The sequence below is a fragment of the Cupriavidus yeoncheonensis genome (genome assembly GCF_905397275.1).
GTDB classification, from domain to species: domain Bacteria; phylum Pseudomonadota; class Gammaproteobacteria; order Burkholderiales; family Burkholderiaceae; genus Cupriavidus; species Cupriavidus yeoncheonensis.
In genome coordinates this window covers 59,901-75,528 of the sequence record NZ_CAJPUY010000013.1, presented here as the reverse complement: position 1 = coordinate 75,528, position 15,628 = coordinate 59,901, and the positions used below count along the sequence as shown (strand labels likewise).

The window sequence follows — 15,628 nt, the reverse complement described above, 5'->3', positions numbered from 1 at the left end:
ATGATTCCCGCTTGCACCTTTGATGACACCGCCCAGCATGGATTCCATCGCCGAACAGACCGCGCATTTCACCTATACCCAGGCCCAGCTCAGCGAGATGGCGGCCGATGTGCTGCGTGTGGCACGCGAGCTCGGCGCGACCGACGCCGCGACCGAGATCTCGGAGGGCAGCGGCCTGTCCGTGTCGGTGCGCAAGGGGCAGGTGGAGACCATCGAGCAGAATCGCGACAAGGTGGTCGGCGTGACGGTCCTGATCGGCAAGCGCCGCGGCAATGCCAGCACCTCGGACTTTTCGCCGGCCGCGCTGCGCGCCACGGCCGAGGCGGCCTACAACATCGCCCGCTTTACCGCCGAGGACGACTGCGCCGGCCTGGCCGAGGAAGAACTGCTCGAACGCGAGCCGCGCGACCTGGACCTGTTCCACCCCTGGACCATCGATGCCGAAGGCGCCATCGACATCGCGCGCCGCGCCGAAGCCGCCGCGCTGGCGGTGTCGCCGCGCATCAAGAACAGCGATGGCGCAAGCGTATCGGCGCAGCATTCGCAGTTCGTGCTGGCCACCACGCGCGGCTTCACGGGCGGCTATCCGTATTCGCGCCACTTCATTTCCTGCGCGCCGATCGCCGGCTCGGGCAGCGGCATGCAGCGCGACGACTGGTACTCGTCCAAGCGTTCGCCGCTGGCGCTGGCCGCGCCGGAAGACATCGGCCGCTATGCCGCCGAACGCGCGCTGGCCCGCCTGAACGCGCGCAAGCTGTCCACGCGCCGCTGTCCGGTGCTGTTTGAAGCACCGCTGGCCGCCGGCCTGCTCGGCGCCTTCGTGCAGGCGGTCTCGGGCGGCGCGCTGTATCGCAAGTCCACCTTCCTGCATGACACGCTGGGCAAGGCGGTGTTCGCCCCGCATATCCAGATCCACGAGCGGCCCCACGTTCCCGGCGCCATGGGCAGCGCGCCGTTCGACGAGGAGGGCGTGCGGACCCGCGAGCGTGACGTCGTGCGCGACGGCGTGGTCGAGGGTTACTTCCTCTCGACCTACTCGGCGCGCAAGCTCGGCATGCAGACCACGGGCAACGCCGGCGGCTCGCACAACCTGACGCTGACCAGCAGTCTCGCCACCGCCAGCGACGATTTCCGCGGCATGCTGAAAAAGCTCGGCACCGGCCTGCTCGTGACGGAACTGATGGGGCAGGGCGTCAATTACGTGACCGGCGACTATTCGCGCGGCGCCTCGGGCTACTGGGTCGAGAACGGCGAGATCCAGTATCCGGTCGAGGAGATCACCATTGCCGGCAATATGGCCGAGATGTTCCGCCAGATCGTTGCCATCGGCTCGGATTCCCTGGTGCGCGGCACCAAGGAGACGGGCTCGATCCTGATCGAACAGATGACGATCGCCGGCAACTGACGGCACGCTGCCCCGGCCAGAGCAAAAAAAGACCGCCCGAAATCGGGCGGTCTTTTTTTGCGCCCGGCGTACCGCTGCCGGGCCCTGCATGGGACGGATAGCGCGAACTGGCGCCGGCTTCTCCGATCCCTTCCTCCGCTCCGGTCGCGTGGCTCAGTGCTGCAGCGCCGCGACGACACCCCCCACATTGTTGATCGAGTTCATGACGCTCTTCATGTCGACGTCCGTGCGGGTCGAGGCATCGACTTGCGTGACTGGCGCCACGATGGTGTTGGGGCTGGCGAACATGACACCGCCGCCGCCGGCGATGGCATTGACGGCGCTGTTCAGGAACAGGCTGCCGCCGCGCACTGCGCCCATCTTGGCGCGGTCAAGGTCTTGTTCGAGCGGGAGGTTCTGGATGGTCAGGGACATGATCGACTCCTTGGGTATGGCTGGCTGGTTGGCTGAGAGCACGTTTGCTGCGCTCGCAGGCATATACGCACAGGGTGTGCCAGAGCGGGTCAAAGCCCTTTCCGGGTATCTCAAGTCCCTGAAAGAAAAGGGGAAATACGATTTTCCGTGCGCCCGTGGCCTGACCAGGACGGCAAGGCCATGTTGGCTGCCGGCCAACACCTCGCGGCGGCTGTTCGTGCATCGGCGACAGATTGATGATCCGACTGTCAAGAGCGTTGCGGCGTCCGCGACCAACCCAAAAAAAACAGGTGCCGATCGCACCTGCTTTCATATTGCCTGGCTTGCGGGCTGACTACTCTTCACCCGAGGGAGGCCGGTCGTACGTCACAAAGGCGTAGTCGAAGCCATTCGCTTCCGAGTGATGCGTCTCGCGCGACGTCTCGACCCACTGCGCCCGGTCGATGGCGGGAAAGAACGCATCGCCTTCGACATCGGCATCGATCTCGGTCACCACGAGCCGGTCCGCGCTGGGCAGCGCTTCGGCATAGAGCTGCGCACCGCCGATCAGGAACACCTGCTCGACACCGATGCACAGCAATTGCGCGTCTTCGAGCGAGCCGGCCACTTCGGCGCCTTCCAGTTTCAGCGCGGTATTGCGGCTCACCACGATATTGCGGCGCCCCGGCAGCGGTCGGCCGATCGAGTCCCAGGTCTTGCGGCCCATGATGATCGGCGCGCCCAGCGTGGTGCGCTTGAAATGCGCCAGGTCTTCCGGCAAGCGCCACGGCAGCGTGTTGTTGCGGCCGATGGTGCCGTTGCGGGCGCGGGCGACGACAAGGGTCAGCAGCGTCATACGGCCACCGGTGCCTTGATGGCGGGATGCGACTGGTAGCCGACCAGTTCGAAGTCTTCGTAGCGGTAGTCGAAGATGCTGTCCGGCTTGCGCACGATCTTCAGCGTCGGCAGCGGCAGCGGCTCACGCGCAAGCTGCGTCCGCACCTGCTCGTAGTGGTTGCTGTAGATATGGCAGTCGCCGCCGGTCCAGATGAAGTCGCCCACGTCCAGCCCGGTCTGCTGCGCGATCATGTGCGTGAGCAGCGCGTAGCTGGCGATATTGAACGGCACGCCCAGGAAGATGTCGGCGCTGCGCTGGTAGAGCTGGCAGGACAGGCGTCCGTCGGCCACGTAGAACTGGAAGAACGCGTGGCATGGCGGCAGCTTCATGCGCGGGATGTCGGCCACGTTCCAGGCGGAGACGATCAGCCGGCGCGAGTCCGGGTTGGCGCGGATCTGGTTCACCAGGTCGGTGATCTGGTCGATGTGGCGGCCATCGGGCGTGGGCCACGAGCGCCACTGCGAGCCGTAGACCGGGCCCAGTTCGCCGTTTTCGTCAGCCCATTCGTCCCAGATCGAAACGCCGTTCTCCTGCAGCCAGCGCACGTTGGTCGAGCCCTGCAGGAACCACAGCAGTTCCAGGATGATCGACTTCAGGTGCAGCTTCTTGGTAGTGACCACCGGGAAGCCTTCGCGCAGGTCGAAGCGCATCTGGTGGCCGAACACCGAGCGCGTGCCGGTGCCGGTGCGATCGGCCTTTTCGGTGCCATGCTCGTACACATGGCGCATGAAGTCGAGATACTGTTTCATCGGCGCGGGGCGGGGAAGAAGTGACGCGGGCACGGGCCCGCAAAGCTGGCATTTTAAAGCAAGAAGGGCCACCCCTTCGGGTGGCCCTTCTTGCGGCCCTTCCGGTGGGCGGCCAGGGCGGGCCCTGGCTTGGCCGCGAGCCTTAGTGGCTGCCGGCCGGTTGCTGCGCCTGGGATTGACCCCGGCGTTTCTGCACCAGGTAGCCGGCACCCAGCACGCCGCCGATGATCAGCACGTACAGGCCCCAGTTGATCACCGGGTTGGCTTCGAAGAACGCCTTGACCAGCGGCTCGTGCACGATCATCTTCACGGCCGTGAAGGCCAGCACGCCGGCGCCGATGTAGATGATCGCCGGGAAGCGGGACATCAGCTTGAGCACCAGGCTCGAGCCCCACACCACGATCGGGATGCTGATCAGCAGGCCCAGCACCACCAGCAGGAAGCTGCCGTGCGCGGCGCCGGCCACGGCCAGCACGTTGTCCACGCCCATCACCGCGTCGGCGATGATGATCGTCTTCATCGCGCCCCACAGGGTCGAAGCGCCGGAGCCATGGCCTTCGCCGTCGCCCTCGTCGGACAGCAGCTTGAAGGCGATCCACACCAGCGCGAGACCGCCGATCAGCAGCAGGCCCGGAATCTTGAGCAGCCAGACCACGCCGATCGTCATGGCCGAACGCACCACCACGGCACCGACGGTGCCCCAGACAATGGCCTTCTTTTGCAGTTGCGGCGGCAGGTTGCGCGCCGCCAGGGCAATCACGATGGCGTTGTCGCCGGCCAGCACCAGGTCAATGACGACGATGGACAGCAGTGCCGTCAGGAACTGCATCGTGAACAGATCGGTAAACCACTCCATGAACTCTCCTCAAGTACGAATAGCCGCAAACGCGCGTTTGGTTCGCCTGGAGTCATGGAGTGAGACGGGGGGGACCGGGGTCGCCTTTGCAAACCATGATTCCAGGTTGCAAAGGTCTTGCTCGACGCCTGGCGCGGTCTGCGCACCAGTGTCAGCACAACCGGAGACGTCAGTCTCGGAATGACGATTGTGCTAAGGGCATGGCCCCGGAGCTACTCCCCTTTGAAGGGACGCGGACCAGAGTGCTTCCGCGCTGGGCGGGATTATAAACGAATTGTTGTGTCCTGGCGGCATTGGGGAAGATACGGGGGCGAGCCAGATGTTCGCCTGTGGCACCAAGCCCGCGCGGGGATTGCTGCATTGCAGCAAGCACATTCGCCATGTGGCACCTATGCTTGAAGATCGGTTTTCGGCCGATGCGTCCCGGACAGCACAGGCGGCGCATCCCGGACCCGGCGCGCCCACGCAGGCAGGGACGCGTCCGCCTTGGGGGAACAAGAAGTGGACCCACAACCACACACAAGGAAACGTCATGCCGGCTGTCCCGACCCCGCTTAATGGTTCCCGCTCCGCCAATCCATCCGGCTTCGGCCACCGCAACGCAAACGACGCACGAGACGCCAGGGACGCAGCCGGCGCGCACGACGGCCATCCCTCGCTCGTGACCGTGGCCAACGGCCACGGGCCCAAGACCGTCCCGCCGCAGCCCGAATTCATCCAGCAGTACCACGAAGACAGCAGCGCCCTGCGCGGTCAGGTGCTGGCCGGTTTGCGCCAGTCCGAGGCGAGCATCAGCCCGAAGTTCTTCTACGACGTGCTGGGCTCGCGCCTGTTCGAAGCGATCACCGACCTGCCCGAGTACTACCCGACGCGTACCGAAGCGTCGATCTTCGCCAGCGCCGCGCCCGCCATTGCCGCGCGTGCGGGCAGCAGCTGCGTGCTGATCGACCTGGGTGCGGGCAATTGCGAGAAGGCCGCGCGGCTGTTCGGCAGCCTGAGGCCGGCGCAGTATGTGGCGCTGGACATCTCGGTGGAGTTCCTGCGCGGCACGTTGTCGTGCCTGCAGCAGCAGAATCCGGCCATCCCCATGCTCGGCCTCGGCGCGGACCTGTGCGGCAGCTTCGACCTGCCGCGCAGCGTCCAGCGCGGCAGGCGGCTGTTCTTCTATCCGGGCTCCAGCATCGGCAATTTTTCACCCATCGACGCGCTCGCCTTGTTGCAGCGGCTGCGTGGCGCGGCAGGGCGTGGCGACGGCGTATTGATCGGCGTGGACCTGGTCAAGGACGAGAGCACACTGGTCGCCGCGTATGACGATCCGCTGGGCGTCACGGCCGCGTTCAACCGCAATGTGCTGCGCAATGTGAACCGCATTGTCGAGACGGATTTCGACGTCGACGATTGGTGCCATGTCGCGAGCTTCGACCGCCAGGCGTCACGGATCCAGATGCACCTGCAGGCGCGCGCGCCGGTCAGGGTGCGCTGGCATGGAGGCGAGCGCAGGTTCGGCGCAGGCGAGCGCATCCATACCGAGGATTCCTACAAATACCGGCCTGGCGATTTCGCCTTGCTGCTGGAAGCGGCCGGCTTCGACGACCCGGTGTACTGGACCGATCCGCTGGGCTGGTTCGCGGTGTTCCACGCGCGCGCCTGAAGCGTCTTCTGCCTGGTGTCATAATGGCCGCTGCCATGGCGGGCGGCCGCCCGCCTTCGCCCTCTCCGAACGGATGTCTACCCGATGAGCGGCTTCTCCATGCTTCCCGATTTCTACTTCAGTGGCGGCCAGGCTGGCTGGTCCGACGCCCGGCGCCTGCCCCGCGAAGGACTGGCCCAGGCGCTGGTCGACGCGCGCAGCCGCACCCTGGCCTGGCTGGCCGCCTTCGGCCAGACCCGCAAGGGCTGGGACGTACCGCGCCAGCACGATGCCAATCCGCCGCTGTGGACGCTGGGGTATATCGCCTGGCATGCCGAATGGTGGTGCCTGCGCGGCGTGCGGCAGCTGGATCGCGGTGGCGTGCCGGTGCCCGTGGCCGCCGATCCGTCGCGGCTGGACGGTGCCGATGAATGGTTCGACCCCGACCGTATCGGTCCGGACGAGCGATGGGAAATCGTCCTGCCCGACGTGGCCGTGGTCAAGCAATACGCGTCCGATGTGCTGGATGGCCTGCTGCGCCGCCTGGCCTTGTTGCCGGACGATGGCGACCTCACGCTTTATCCTTTTCGCCGCGCGCTCTTCCTGGAAGACGGGCAGGCGGAAAACCTGGCTGCATTGCTGCAGGCGCTCGGCCTGGCACCCGCTGCGCCGGTCGCGCCAGGACCGGGCATCTCGGTCTCGCATGCCGGCACGCTGCATTTTCCTGGCGGCCGCTTCAAGCAGGGTTGGTCGGATCCGGACGGCTATGCGCAACCGGACGAACTGCCGCCGCAGCCCACTTATGTACCGGCATTCGAGATCGACGCCGCGCTCGTCAGCAACGCGCAGTTCCTGGAATTCGTCGAGGACGGGGGCTATGAGAACCCGGCCTGGTGGTCGACCGCTGGCCGGCAGTGGCTGATGACGCAGGAGCGCTCGGCGCCGCGCTACTGGTCGCGGCACCCGGAATCGCGTACCTGGATGGTGGAGCGTTTTGGCACGCTGCGCACGCTCAATCCCGACGAGGCCGTGCGGCACGTTTCCCTTTTTGAAGCGCAGGCTTGGTGCGGATGGGCCGGCCGACGCCTGCCCGCGGAAGCGGAGTGGGAACTCGCGGCGTTGCAGAACCGCGGGTTGCAGTGGGGCATGTTGCGTGAGTGGACGGCTTCTCCGTACGAGCCGTATGCGGGGTTTGCGGCGTCGCCGGCGGACAGTGAGATGGTGGCGAGCTTCGGGACGCATCAGGCGGTGCGGGGGACGACGTTTGTCAGTTCCTTGCGGCAGCGGCATGTGCGGGCGCGGGTGGCGTTGTTGCCGGAGGACGATTTCGCGTTCGTGGGGTTCCGGACCTGTTCGATGTAGAACTGGTTCCAGCCCCGGGCTGACCCGAAGGAAAGCAAAAAAAAGAGCACCCCGCAGGGTGCCCTTCATCACTGTAGCGGCGCGCGCGGCGCCGCCAGTGCCTTACCGCTCGAAACGCGAACGGTTATTGCGCTGCTGCTGGCCACCGAAACCGCCTTCGCGGTTGCCGAAGCTGCGGCCGCCATCACGGCCGCCACGGTCACCACGGTCACCGAAAGGACGGGGGTTATCGCCGCCGACCTTGCGGTCACCAAAACTGCGATCGCCAAAGTTGCGGTCGCCGAAGGTGCGCTCGCCGCCACGGTAGCCGGTACCTTCCCGGTTGCCGAAACCGCGGTTGTCGTCACCGAAGGTGCGGCCGCCTTCCTGGCCGCCGCGGTTGCCGAAGCCGCGGTTTTCGCCGCCGACCCCGCCGACCTTGCGATCACCGAAGCTACGATCGCCGAAGCTGCGCTCGCCGCCACGGTAGCCGCCTTCACGGTTGCCGGCGCCGCGGTTGTCGTCGCCGAAGCTGCGGGCGCCGCCTTCCTGGCCGCCGCGATTGCCGAAGCCACGGCTTTCACCGCCGAACTTGCGTTCGCCAAAGTTGCGGTCACCGAAGCTGCGCTCGCCGCCGCGATAGCCGCCGCCATTGCCACGGCCGCCGCCCGGCTTGCCGCCGCCGCCAAAGCCAGCACGCGGCTTCGGCGAACGGCGCGGTTCCATGCCTTCGATCACCGAGGCGTCGATGCGATGGTTGGTGAAGCGCTCGATCCGGCGCCACTGGAACATGTCGCCGTGGTTGACCAGGTTGATGGCGACGCCCGAGCGGCCGGCACGGCCGGTACGGCCGATACGGTGCACGTAGTCCTCGGCCTGCTTGGGCAGGTCGAAGTTCACCACGTGGGTGATGTCGGGCACGTCGATGCCGCGCGCGGCCACGTCGGTGGCCACCAGCACGCGCAGGTTGCCACGGCGCAGTGCCGTCAGGGTGCGGTTGCGCGCGCCCTGGGTCATGTCGCCATGCAGTGCGCCGGCGGAAAAGCCGGTGTCGGACAGGCGCTCGGCCAGCGAGTCGGCGTCACGCTTGGTGGCCGTGAACACGATGGCCTGCTTCAGCGTGGCGTCACGCAGCAGGTGGTCGAGCAGGCGTTCCTTGTGCGACATGTCGTCGGTGAAGTGCAGGCGCTGTTCGATATGGCTCTGGTCGGCACGGGCCGCGGCGATCTCGATGCGCTGCGGATCCTTCAGCTGGCGCGAAGCCAGTTGCGCGATGCGCGTGTCCAGCGTGGCCGAGAACATCAGCGTCTGGCGGCTGGCAGGCGTGGCGTCGACGATGGCGTCGATGTCATCGGCAAAGCCCATGTCCAGCATGCGGTCGGCTTCGTCGAACACCAGCATGTCGAGTGCCGACAGGTCGATGCGGCCAGCCGTGATGTGGTCGAGCAGGCGGCCCGGCGTGGCGACCAGGATGTCCGGCATCTTGGCCAGCGCGGCGAGCTGCTTCGGGTAGGGCATGCCGCCCAGGATGCTGGCGCAGACGATGCGGCGCATGTTGCGGCCATACTTGGCGGCGGCTTCGGTCACCTGCAGCGCCAGTTCGCGCGTGGGCGTCAGCACCAGCAGCGCAGGCTGTGCCGGGGACGGGCGGGGACGCTTGCCCTTCATGCGCTTGGCGGGTTCGGTCGGGCGGTTCGGCGCCGGCTTTTCGCTGATGCGCTGGATGGCGGGCAGCATGAACGCTGCCGTCTTGCCCGAGCCGGTCTGGCTCGATACCAGCAGGTCGCGGCCAGCCAGGAAGGCGGGAATGGCCTGCGCCTGGACGGGCGTCGGATTGTTGTAGTTCAGTTCGGAGAGTACGCGCAGGATGGCCGGATCCAGGCCAAGCGCGGCAAAACCGTTCTCCGCTGCGTCGGCGCTGGTGGTTTCTTCCGGGCCGTTGAGCATGGCGTCGAGCTTGTCGAGCGGGCTTTGGGCGGCGGAAGTGATCGAAGCGTCGGTAGCGGAGGCAATAGCTTGCTCCGCACGAGTGTCGTGCTGGGTCATGTCGTAATGATCAAAAGTGCATGGTGCACCCCTGCAACGCAAACGAAATAGGGGTGGGCGCAGTGCAAAGTCTTTAAAAAGGCTTCGGCGCCAATCGGTGAGGCCGTTACGACAGACTCAGCTGACAGTACGGCGGCAGGCAGGGGGTCGGCAGGCGCTAGGCCAGCCGCTGGGTCCCTGGCAGGCAAACAGCTCAGTTCAGGCTGTTCAACAGGATCGGAGACGAGGCTACGTCGGTGAGCGGTGCGTTCTGTCGGCTACTGAATCAAGGCAAAAGCCACGTTCGGCAGCGGATAAACAGAGCTTGGGAGGGCAGCGGATGCGCCTTGGCGGGATGTGCCTGGCGGGTGGCGGAACTCACAGTTGCGAAACTCACGGCGCGAATTATAACAGAACCGTGAAAAATTGTTGCGCTGCGAAAAGGTAACCAGTTATGTCGGCGCGGCGGTACATCGCGTGCCGGGCGCTGGCACTCACTCCCGTGCAGTGCCAATTGCGGGTTGCAAGCAGGAGGGGCCGGCCTATACTCAAGGCGCGAGCACGGGGTGCTCGCACGGGGCGGACAATAAAGTTCCCGTATTGGCCTCCTACAGCGATACTGAATCACTGCTCGCTGTGAGCATTGCGGTCATTGTCGTCACTGCCAGAATTCCTTCGAACCTCCGGGTGGTCCGGTGGGGCGTCCGCGTCATGGGCGGAGTCATGGGAAGCCTGCTCGACAAGAAATGACCGAACTGCTGATGGCGTTGACCCAGGAAGTCCGGGGCCGTCCGCAACCAGCCCGCCAGGCCATGGCGGGCTTTCTATTTCCGGCGGCCGTCGAAGCCGCGCGTCACTTGCGGGGCAGCTTGCCCTCGATGCGCTCCAGCGGACGGACGTGAGGATTTGCCGGCCAGCCTTGCGGATACGAAACCAGGCGCGACGGCCCGCGCTGCCGCAGTCCGTGCCACACGCGTCCACTCGCGCCGCCGCTGCGGCTGCCACCGAGAATGGCGCTCATGGCCTCCCGATCCAGGTCGACGTTCTCGGTCAGGTCCTTGATGACGATCACTGCCATGGCTTTCTCCGGTCGTGCGGCGCCGCGTCCGCGCGGGGACGGCGCCGATTCAGTATAGGCGTGCGGTCTGATGCGCAAGCAGGCCGCCGCACCACTTGTCGCGCGGCGCGCGACGCATTCCGGTCGACATCTCGCGGTCTCCCGGGAAGGCAAAAGACGCACGAGCCATGCCAGGCTGCCGACCATTCATGCACGGAACTCGCGAGCGGCAGGCGCGGGGCGGCTTTGCAGGATGAAAACGCATGGCATGCGGCAAGCTTGCCCGCGCCGGATGGATCGGGCTGTCGGGAACCTGCCGACAGTTCGATGTTCGCTGTTGGCTTGCCTCCGACAGCGTCTTTCGTCGATGTGACGCGTGCGCGCGCAACGTGGCAATAGCGCTGCCGCCCCGGCACGCGCGGTTTGCGGATGCCAAGAGTGCGCACTAGTATCCATCGTGGATGGGGCGCTTGCGTGAGCGCGTTTCGCTTGCATCGATATCGGGGCAACGCCGGTGGCCAGTGTCAAAGACCTGATTCGGAAGTTCCAGAACGGCGGGCTGTCCGACGACGAATTCGTCGCGTCATTCGACATGGCGCTGGCGCAGGAGCGCACCACGCCGAGCCAGCTGGCTCGCGTCATCATCGAAGAGAACACCCGCTTCCCGTTCCCGCCCGCGGTGTACGCCGAGGTCATGCGTCGCATCGAACGCAGCGGCACGACGCAGTTCGATCCCGCGGGTGAATCCACTCACATGGATTCCGGTCCGCTGACCGGCTCGCTCTATGCCACCTCACCGGCGGTCGGCACGGTGCCGCCTGCATCGCGGCCGAAGGGCGTCGGCGATACGCTGAACGGTCGCTTCGTGCTGGAGGAGTGCCTCGGCGTCGGCGGCATGGGGACGGTGTACAAGGCGCTGGACCTGCGCAAGCTGGAGGCATCGGACCGCAAGCCGTATATCGCGATCAAGGTGCTCAACCTGCAGTTCAGCGGCCACCCGAAGTCGCTGATTGCGCTGCAGCGCGAAGCGCGCAAGGCGCAGACGCTCGCGCACCGGAATATCGTCACCGTCTACGATTTCGACCGCGATGGCCCGGTGGTCTTCCTGACCATGGAATACCTGCCCGGCAGGCCGCTCAGCCAGGTCCTCAAGGCGCCCGGCTTCAATGGCATGCCCATGGCCAAGGCCATGCCCATTATCGCCGGCATGAGCCATGCGCTGGCCTATGCGCATGAGCGCGGTTTCGTGCATTGCGACTTCAAGCCCGCCAACGTGTTCCTGACCGACAGCAGCGAAGTGAAGGTGATCGACTTCGGCATCGCGCGCGGTTTTCTGCCGCCGGCGGACGAATCCGATAAGACCGTGTTCGATCCTGGCTCGCTTGGCGGCATGACGCCGGCCTACGCGAGCCCCGAGATGTTCGACCACCGCGAGCCCGATCCGCGCGACGACATCTACGCGCTGGCCTGCGTGACGTACGAGTTGCTGACCGGCCGGCATCCGTATGAACGCATGTCGGCAAACCAGGCGCGCGCGGCGGGGCTCAAGCCGGTGCAGCCGCGCGAGCTGTCGCGCACGCAATGGAAGACGCTGCGCGAGGCACTGTCGCTGGACCGCGAGACGCGCATGCCGACGGTCGATCGCTTCCTGGCGGGCATGAGCGCGGCGTCCGGGGTATCGGCGCCGCGGCGCTCGGCGCTGCTGGCAGGCGCCGCCGTGGCGGCCCTGGCGGGCGTGTCGGCGGTGGGCTACTTCGCATGGCGCACCAGCCGGCCGGCGCAGGCGCCGCCGGTGGTGGCGCAGGCCGACAGTTCGCCCTCTGCGCCCTCTACGCCCTCTGCGCCGCCGGCACCACCGGCTCCCGTCGTACGTCCGCCGGCCGAGGCATTCTCGATGCCGGCCGTGTTGCGCGTGATGGCCGCAGTGCCTTGCTCGCTGCTTGCGGCGACCTCGCCGGAAAACGGCAGGGTGCGCGTGCGTGGCTACCTGGCCGAGAGCGTGGGTGTGTCGCGCCTGCGCGAGCAGCTCAACGCGCTGCCGGGGGTGAAATCACTAGACGTGGATACGCAGCCGCTCAGCGCGGACAAGTGCGATGTCGCGCGCATGATCGCGCCGTACTGGTCCGGACGCCGCGAGGGTGCGGTCGCGTCATCGCTGCGCACGCGCGGCGACAAGCTGCAGCTCACCGAAGGCACGCCGCTGGTGCTCGAGCTGCGCACCCCCGCGCAGGATTCATACGTGTACGTCGACTACTTCGCCGCAGACGGCAATGTGGCCCATCTTGTCCCCAGCGCGCGGGTACCGGGCCACCAGGCACCGGCCAGCTACAGCGCCACCATCGGCGATGGCGGCGACTGGGTGATCTCGCGGCCGTTCGGCACGGAACTGGTGGTGTTGCTGACCACGCCGGCACCGCTGTTCGACGGACGGCGCTCCGACGTGGAGTCGTGGCAGGACTACCTGAAGGCGCTCGAAAAGCCGCTCGGCCAGATGGCGCACAAGTATGGGCAGGAGCGCATCAGCGCGGACCTGGTGGAGATCTCGACACGCGCGAAATGAGCGTCGTGATGAGCCACATGAACGAGCCACATGAACGAGCCACATGAGCGCGGCTACTTCATGTCGCGCGCGACGCGGAAGCCGTTCTGCGACTGCCGCACGCTCGCGCTGTACTTGAAGCGCGTCGAAGACACCATGTAGCTCGCGCCCTCGCGCCATGAGCCCCCGCGGATCACGCGGGCGCCGCAGCTGGCTTCTTCCCAGCTCCGGCCATCGACCGGCGCATTCTTGTAGCTGCTGTGCCAGCAATCCCTGACCCATTCCCACACGCCGCCATTGACGTCGTAGAGGCCGAACGGGTTGGCCGCGAACGATCCCACATTGGCCGGCGCGTCCTGACTCCACGGCTCGCCGCAGTCCTTGCAGTTGGCCGTGCCCTTGCGCATCTGGTCGCCCCACCAGAAGGCCGAGGCGGTGCCGCCGCGTGCCGCATATTCCCATTCGGCTTCGGTGGGCAGGCGGTAGGTCTTGCCGGTGGTCTTGCTCAGCCATGCCACGTACTGCTGCGCGTCGTCCCAGCTGACATCGCGGATCGGCGCGGTCTTCGCACTATTCGCCACCGTGGCGATGCGGTCGCAGCCACCCGTATCGACGCAGGCATTCCATTGCTCGACGGTCACCTCGTAGCGGCCGATCGCGAACGGCTGGCTGATCGTGACATGGTGCGCCGGCTTCTCCGCCGGATCGCTGGCATTGCTGCCCATCGTGAAGCTGCCGGCAGGCAGGCTGACGAGCACGGGGCAGACCGGGCAATCGTGGATCTCGCCCTTGACTTCGACCGGCTTGCGCTCGCCGCCCACGCTGACCGCGCCGGAGGCCGTCGAGCCCGCGCGCCCGGGCTGCGTGGCCGACGTTGCGGCGCCGGCGGCAGCGCCCGCGGCCGCGGGCGCTGCCGCGGTGGCGGGTGGCGCGCTCCGCTGCGGCGCTGACGGCGCAGGCGCAGGCTTGGCTGGCGGGGTCGCCGCGGCGGGCGGCGGGGCCGGCCTGGCGTGTTCCGGCGGTGGGCTCTTGGCGGCCGGAGCGCTGGCAGCGGCAAGGCGCTCGATGCGCGACCTGGCAAGCGCTGCGAAGCGACCGTTCGGATACTGCTTGAGGTAGGCCTCGTAGTCGCCGGCGTAGTTGCTGTTCTTGATCGATTCCCAGAACGTCAGCTCGTATTGCTCATCGCTGTTCTTGGGCAGGATGCCGGCCAGCAGCATCGGTGCCGCTTTATGTGCCCCTTCGAGTGCCGCCGACGTTCCCCCGGCGGATGCCGGGCCGGCCAGGCCAGCGAGGCCAGCGAAAATAGCGCTGGTGCCCAGCACGGATGCGACCAGAACGACAGGAGGTTTGCGCCACATTTTCGGACCCTGTTGGAACTGCGGCCAGCCCGATGCGCGCGCTTGGGCGGCGCCTGGGCGCATTGTGGTGTTGCCGTGACGTCGGCTTGCTTCAAGATAGCACAGCGTTTGTGAATCCGGAGGTGCTTGCATGCGGCGCCGTGGCGCGCAGCGCATCCGTGGCGTGGACCAGCCGCGCGCCGATGTCATGGCGAGTTCGCTTTTTGCCGGGTTCCGTTCTAACCTAATACCGAATCGCCGAGCGCTGGCCAAAAGCAACCAGAAGAACCATGGGCTTGCGGGACAACGTGATCGGGTTTCGGACACTCTCCGGGAGGCGCCGCGTATGTCCAGACGATTCCTGTTCCGCTTGCTGGCGGCCATGGCCGTTGCCATGGTGCCGTCCGTCTCGATGCCGACATCGGCGCCGCAAAACGCCGAGGTGTACATCATCTGGCCACCCGACGGCGCCGTCATCTCCGGCGGCAAGTTCTGGATCCGCATGGGACTGCGCAATATGGGCGTCTGTCCCAAGGGGATCGAGTCGGCCAAGTGCGGCCATCATCATCTGCTGATCGACGCGGACCTGCCGCCGCTGGACAAGGAAATCCCCTCCGACAAGAATCACCTGCACTTCGGCGCGGGGGAAACCGATGCGCGCATCGAACTGCCGCCGGGCAAGCACACGCTGCAGCTGCTGCTGGGCGACGCCAAGCACGTGCCGTTCGACCCGCCGCTCTACTCCAAGAAGATCACCATCACGGTGAAATAGCGCGAAGGGGATCCACCATGTTCAAGCTGCTAGCTGCTACCTTGCTGGGCGTGATTCTCTTGCTGCCGGCCGCGGCCATGGCTGGCGAGACGCCGGCACCGCCCGACGCTTACCTGTATATCGGCTTTCCGAACAACGGGCAGGTGTTGCCTGCCGGCAAGCCGTTTCGCGTATGGTTCGGCCTGCGCAACATGGGCGTGGCGCCGAAGGACGTCAAGTTTCCGAAGACCGGCCACCACCACCTGCTGATCGACGCGGACCTGCCGCCCATGGACAAGGAGATTCCGAACGATCGCAACCACCTGCATTTCGGCGCCGGCGAAACCGAGACCATGGTGGAGCTGCCGCCCGGCAAGCACACCCTGCAGTTGCTGATGGGCGATGACAAGCACATCCCGACCAATCCGCCGGTGTACTCCAAGAAGATCACCATCTACGTGAAGTGACCGGATCCGCGCGGCGGCATGCAGAACGCCGCGCAGATCCTCCCGGGCTGTCGCCTGGCAGCCGACAGAAGTCGTGCAACTGTTGGCCGCGGGCCGTCATCCGCAGTGACATGCTCGCTACCCCAGTTCGCACGCGCCAATCCTGGATACCGCCGAAACCCGCATGTTTCCAGGCAT

14 protein-coding genes are annotated in these 15,628 nt (G+C 66.4%); 7 read left to right on the top strand and 7 right to left on the bottom strand.

Annotated elements, in window-relative coordinates; all coding sequences use genetic code 11:
* Nucleotides 1-37: 37 nt before the first annotated feature.
* Entirely contained in the window at nucleotides 38-1,405 is a 1,368-nt protein-coding gene (pmbA, locus tag KHO22_RS18565) for a metalloprotease PmbA (protein ID WP_211948633.1), read from the top strand.
* A gap of 153 nt (nucleotides 1,406-1,558) precedes the next feature.
* On the opposite strand, the gene KHO22_RS18560 is transcribed toward pmbA, so the two are convergent.
* Entirely contained in the window at nucleotides 1,559-1,819 is a 261-nt protein-coding gene (locus tag KHO22_RS18560; protein WP_211948632.1) for a hypothetical protein, read from the bottom strand.
* Between KHO22_RS18560 and KHO22_RS18555 the strand changes: the two genes are divergently transcribed.
* Nucleotides 1,818-2,153: a hypothetical protein gene (locus KHO22_RS18555; RefSeq protein ID WP_211948631.1), complete on the top strand. Its 336-nt coding sequence runs from the start codon at nucleotides 1,818-1,820 to the stop codon at nucleotides 2,151-2,153. The genes KHO22_RS18560 and KHO22_RS18555 overlap by 2 nt on opposite strands.
* On the opposite strand, the gene KHO22_RS18550 is transcribed toward KHO22_RS18555, so the two are convergent.
* From KHO22_RS18550 to KHO22_RS18540, 3 genes are all read right to left on the bottom strand, one after another.
* Complete coding sequence (locus KHO22_RS18550) at nucleotides 2,154-2,654, bottom strand: dihydrofolate reductase (protein WP_211948630.1); 501 nt, start codon at nucleotides 2,652-2,654, stop codon at nucleotides 2,154-2,156. It lies immediately after the preceding gene.
* A complete protein-coding gene (locus KHO22_RS18545) occupies nucleotides 2,651-3,445 on the bottom strand; it encodes a thymidylate synthase (RefSeq protein WP_211948629.1) in 795 nt (264 codons plus the stop codon). Before KHO22_RS18545 ends, KHO22_RS18550 begins: the two co-directional genes overlap by 4 nt.
* Before the next feature lie 142 nt (nucleotides 3,446-3,587).
* Complete coding sequence (locus KHO22_RS18540; RefSeq protein ID WP_211948628.1) at nucleotides 3,588-4,301, bottom strand: TerC family protein; 714 nt, start codon at nucleotides 4,299-4,301, stop codon at nucleotides 3,588-3,590.
* 532 nt (nucleotides 4,302-4,833) lie between these two features.
* Here KHO22_RS18540 and egtD point away from each other — a divergent pair.
* Together egtD and KHO22_RS18530 are read left to right on the top strand one after the other, a co-directional pair.
* Complete coding sequence (gene egtD, locus KHO22_RS18535) at nucleotides 4,834-5,952, top strand: L-histidine N(alpha)-methyltransferase (RefSeq protein WP_211948627.1); 1,119 nt, start codon at nucleotides 4,834-4,836, stop codon at nucleotides 5,950-5,952.
* A gap of 84 nt (nucleotides 5,953-6,036) precedes the next feature.
* Nucleotides 6,037-7,293: an SUMF1/EgtB/PvdO family nonheme iron enzyme gene (locus KHO22_RS18530; protein WP_211948626.1), complete on the top strand. Its 1,257-nt coding sequence runs from the start codon at nucleotides 6,037-6,039 to the stop codon at nucleotides 7,291-7,293.
* 102 nt (nucleotides 7,294-7,395) lie between these two features.
* On the opposite strand, the gene KHO22_RS18525 is transcribed toward KHO22_RS18530, so the two are convergent.
* Together KHO22_RS18525 and KHO22_RS18520 are read right to left on the bottom strand one after the other, a co-directional pair.
* Nucleotides 7,396-9,318 (bottom strand): DEAD/DEAH box helicase, encoded by a 1,923-nt coding sequence (locus KHO22_RS18525; protein ID WP_211948625.1) that lies wholly within the window; start codon nucleotides 9,316-9,318, stop codon nucleotides 7,396-7,398.
* 832 nt (nucleotides 9,319-10,150) lie between these two features.
* Nucleotides 10,151-10,375, bottom strand: coding sequence for a hypothetical protein (locus KHO22_RS18520; protein ID WP_211948624.1), 225 nt, complete (start codon nucleotides 10,373-10,375; stop codon nucleotides 10,151-10,153).
* A 478-nt stretch (nucleotides 10,376-10,853) separates the two neighbouring features.
* Here KHO22_RS18520 and KHO22_RS18515 point away from each other — a divergent pair, with 478 nt between their 5' ends.
* Nucleotides 10,854-12,914 (top strand): serine/threonine protein kinase, encoded by a 2,061-nt coding sequence (locus tag KHO22_RS18515; protein ID WP_211948772.1) that lies wholly within the window; start codon nucleotides 10,854-10,856, stop codon nucleotides 12,912-12,914.
* Nucleotides 12,915-12,967: 53 nt separating this feature from the next.
* Here the strand turns inward: KHO22_RS18515 and KHO22_RS18510 are convergent, their stop codons facing one another.
* Complete coding sequence (locus tag KHO22_RS18510) at nucleotides 12,968-14,254, bottom strand: formylglycine-generating enzyme family protein (RefSeq protein ID WP_211948623.1); 1,287 nt, start codon at nucleotides 14,252-14,254, stop codon at nucleotides 12,968-12,970.
* A 325-nt stretch (nucleotides 14,255-14,579) separates the two neighbouring features.
* Between KHO22_RS18510 and KHO22_RS18505 the strand changes: the two genes are divergently transcribed.
* Entirely contained in the window at nucleotides 14,580-15,005 is a 426-nt protein-coding gene (locus KHO22_RS18505) for a DUF4399 domain-containing protein (RefSeq protein WP_211948622.1), read from the top strand.
* A gap of 17 nt (nucleotides 15,006-15,022) precedes the next feature.
* Nucleotides 15,023-15,451 carry a DUF4399 domain-containing protein gene (locus tag KHO22_RS18500; protein WP_211948621.1) on the top strand — a complete coding sequence of 143 codons (429 nt, stop codon included), beginning with the start codon at nucleotides 15,023-15,025 and terminating at the stop codon, nucleotides 15,449-15,451.
* Nucleotides 15,452-15,628 lie beyond the last annotated feature (177 nt).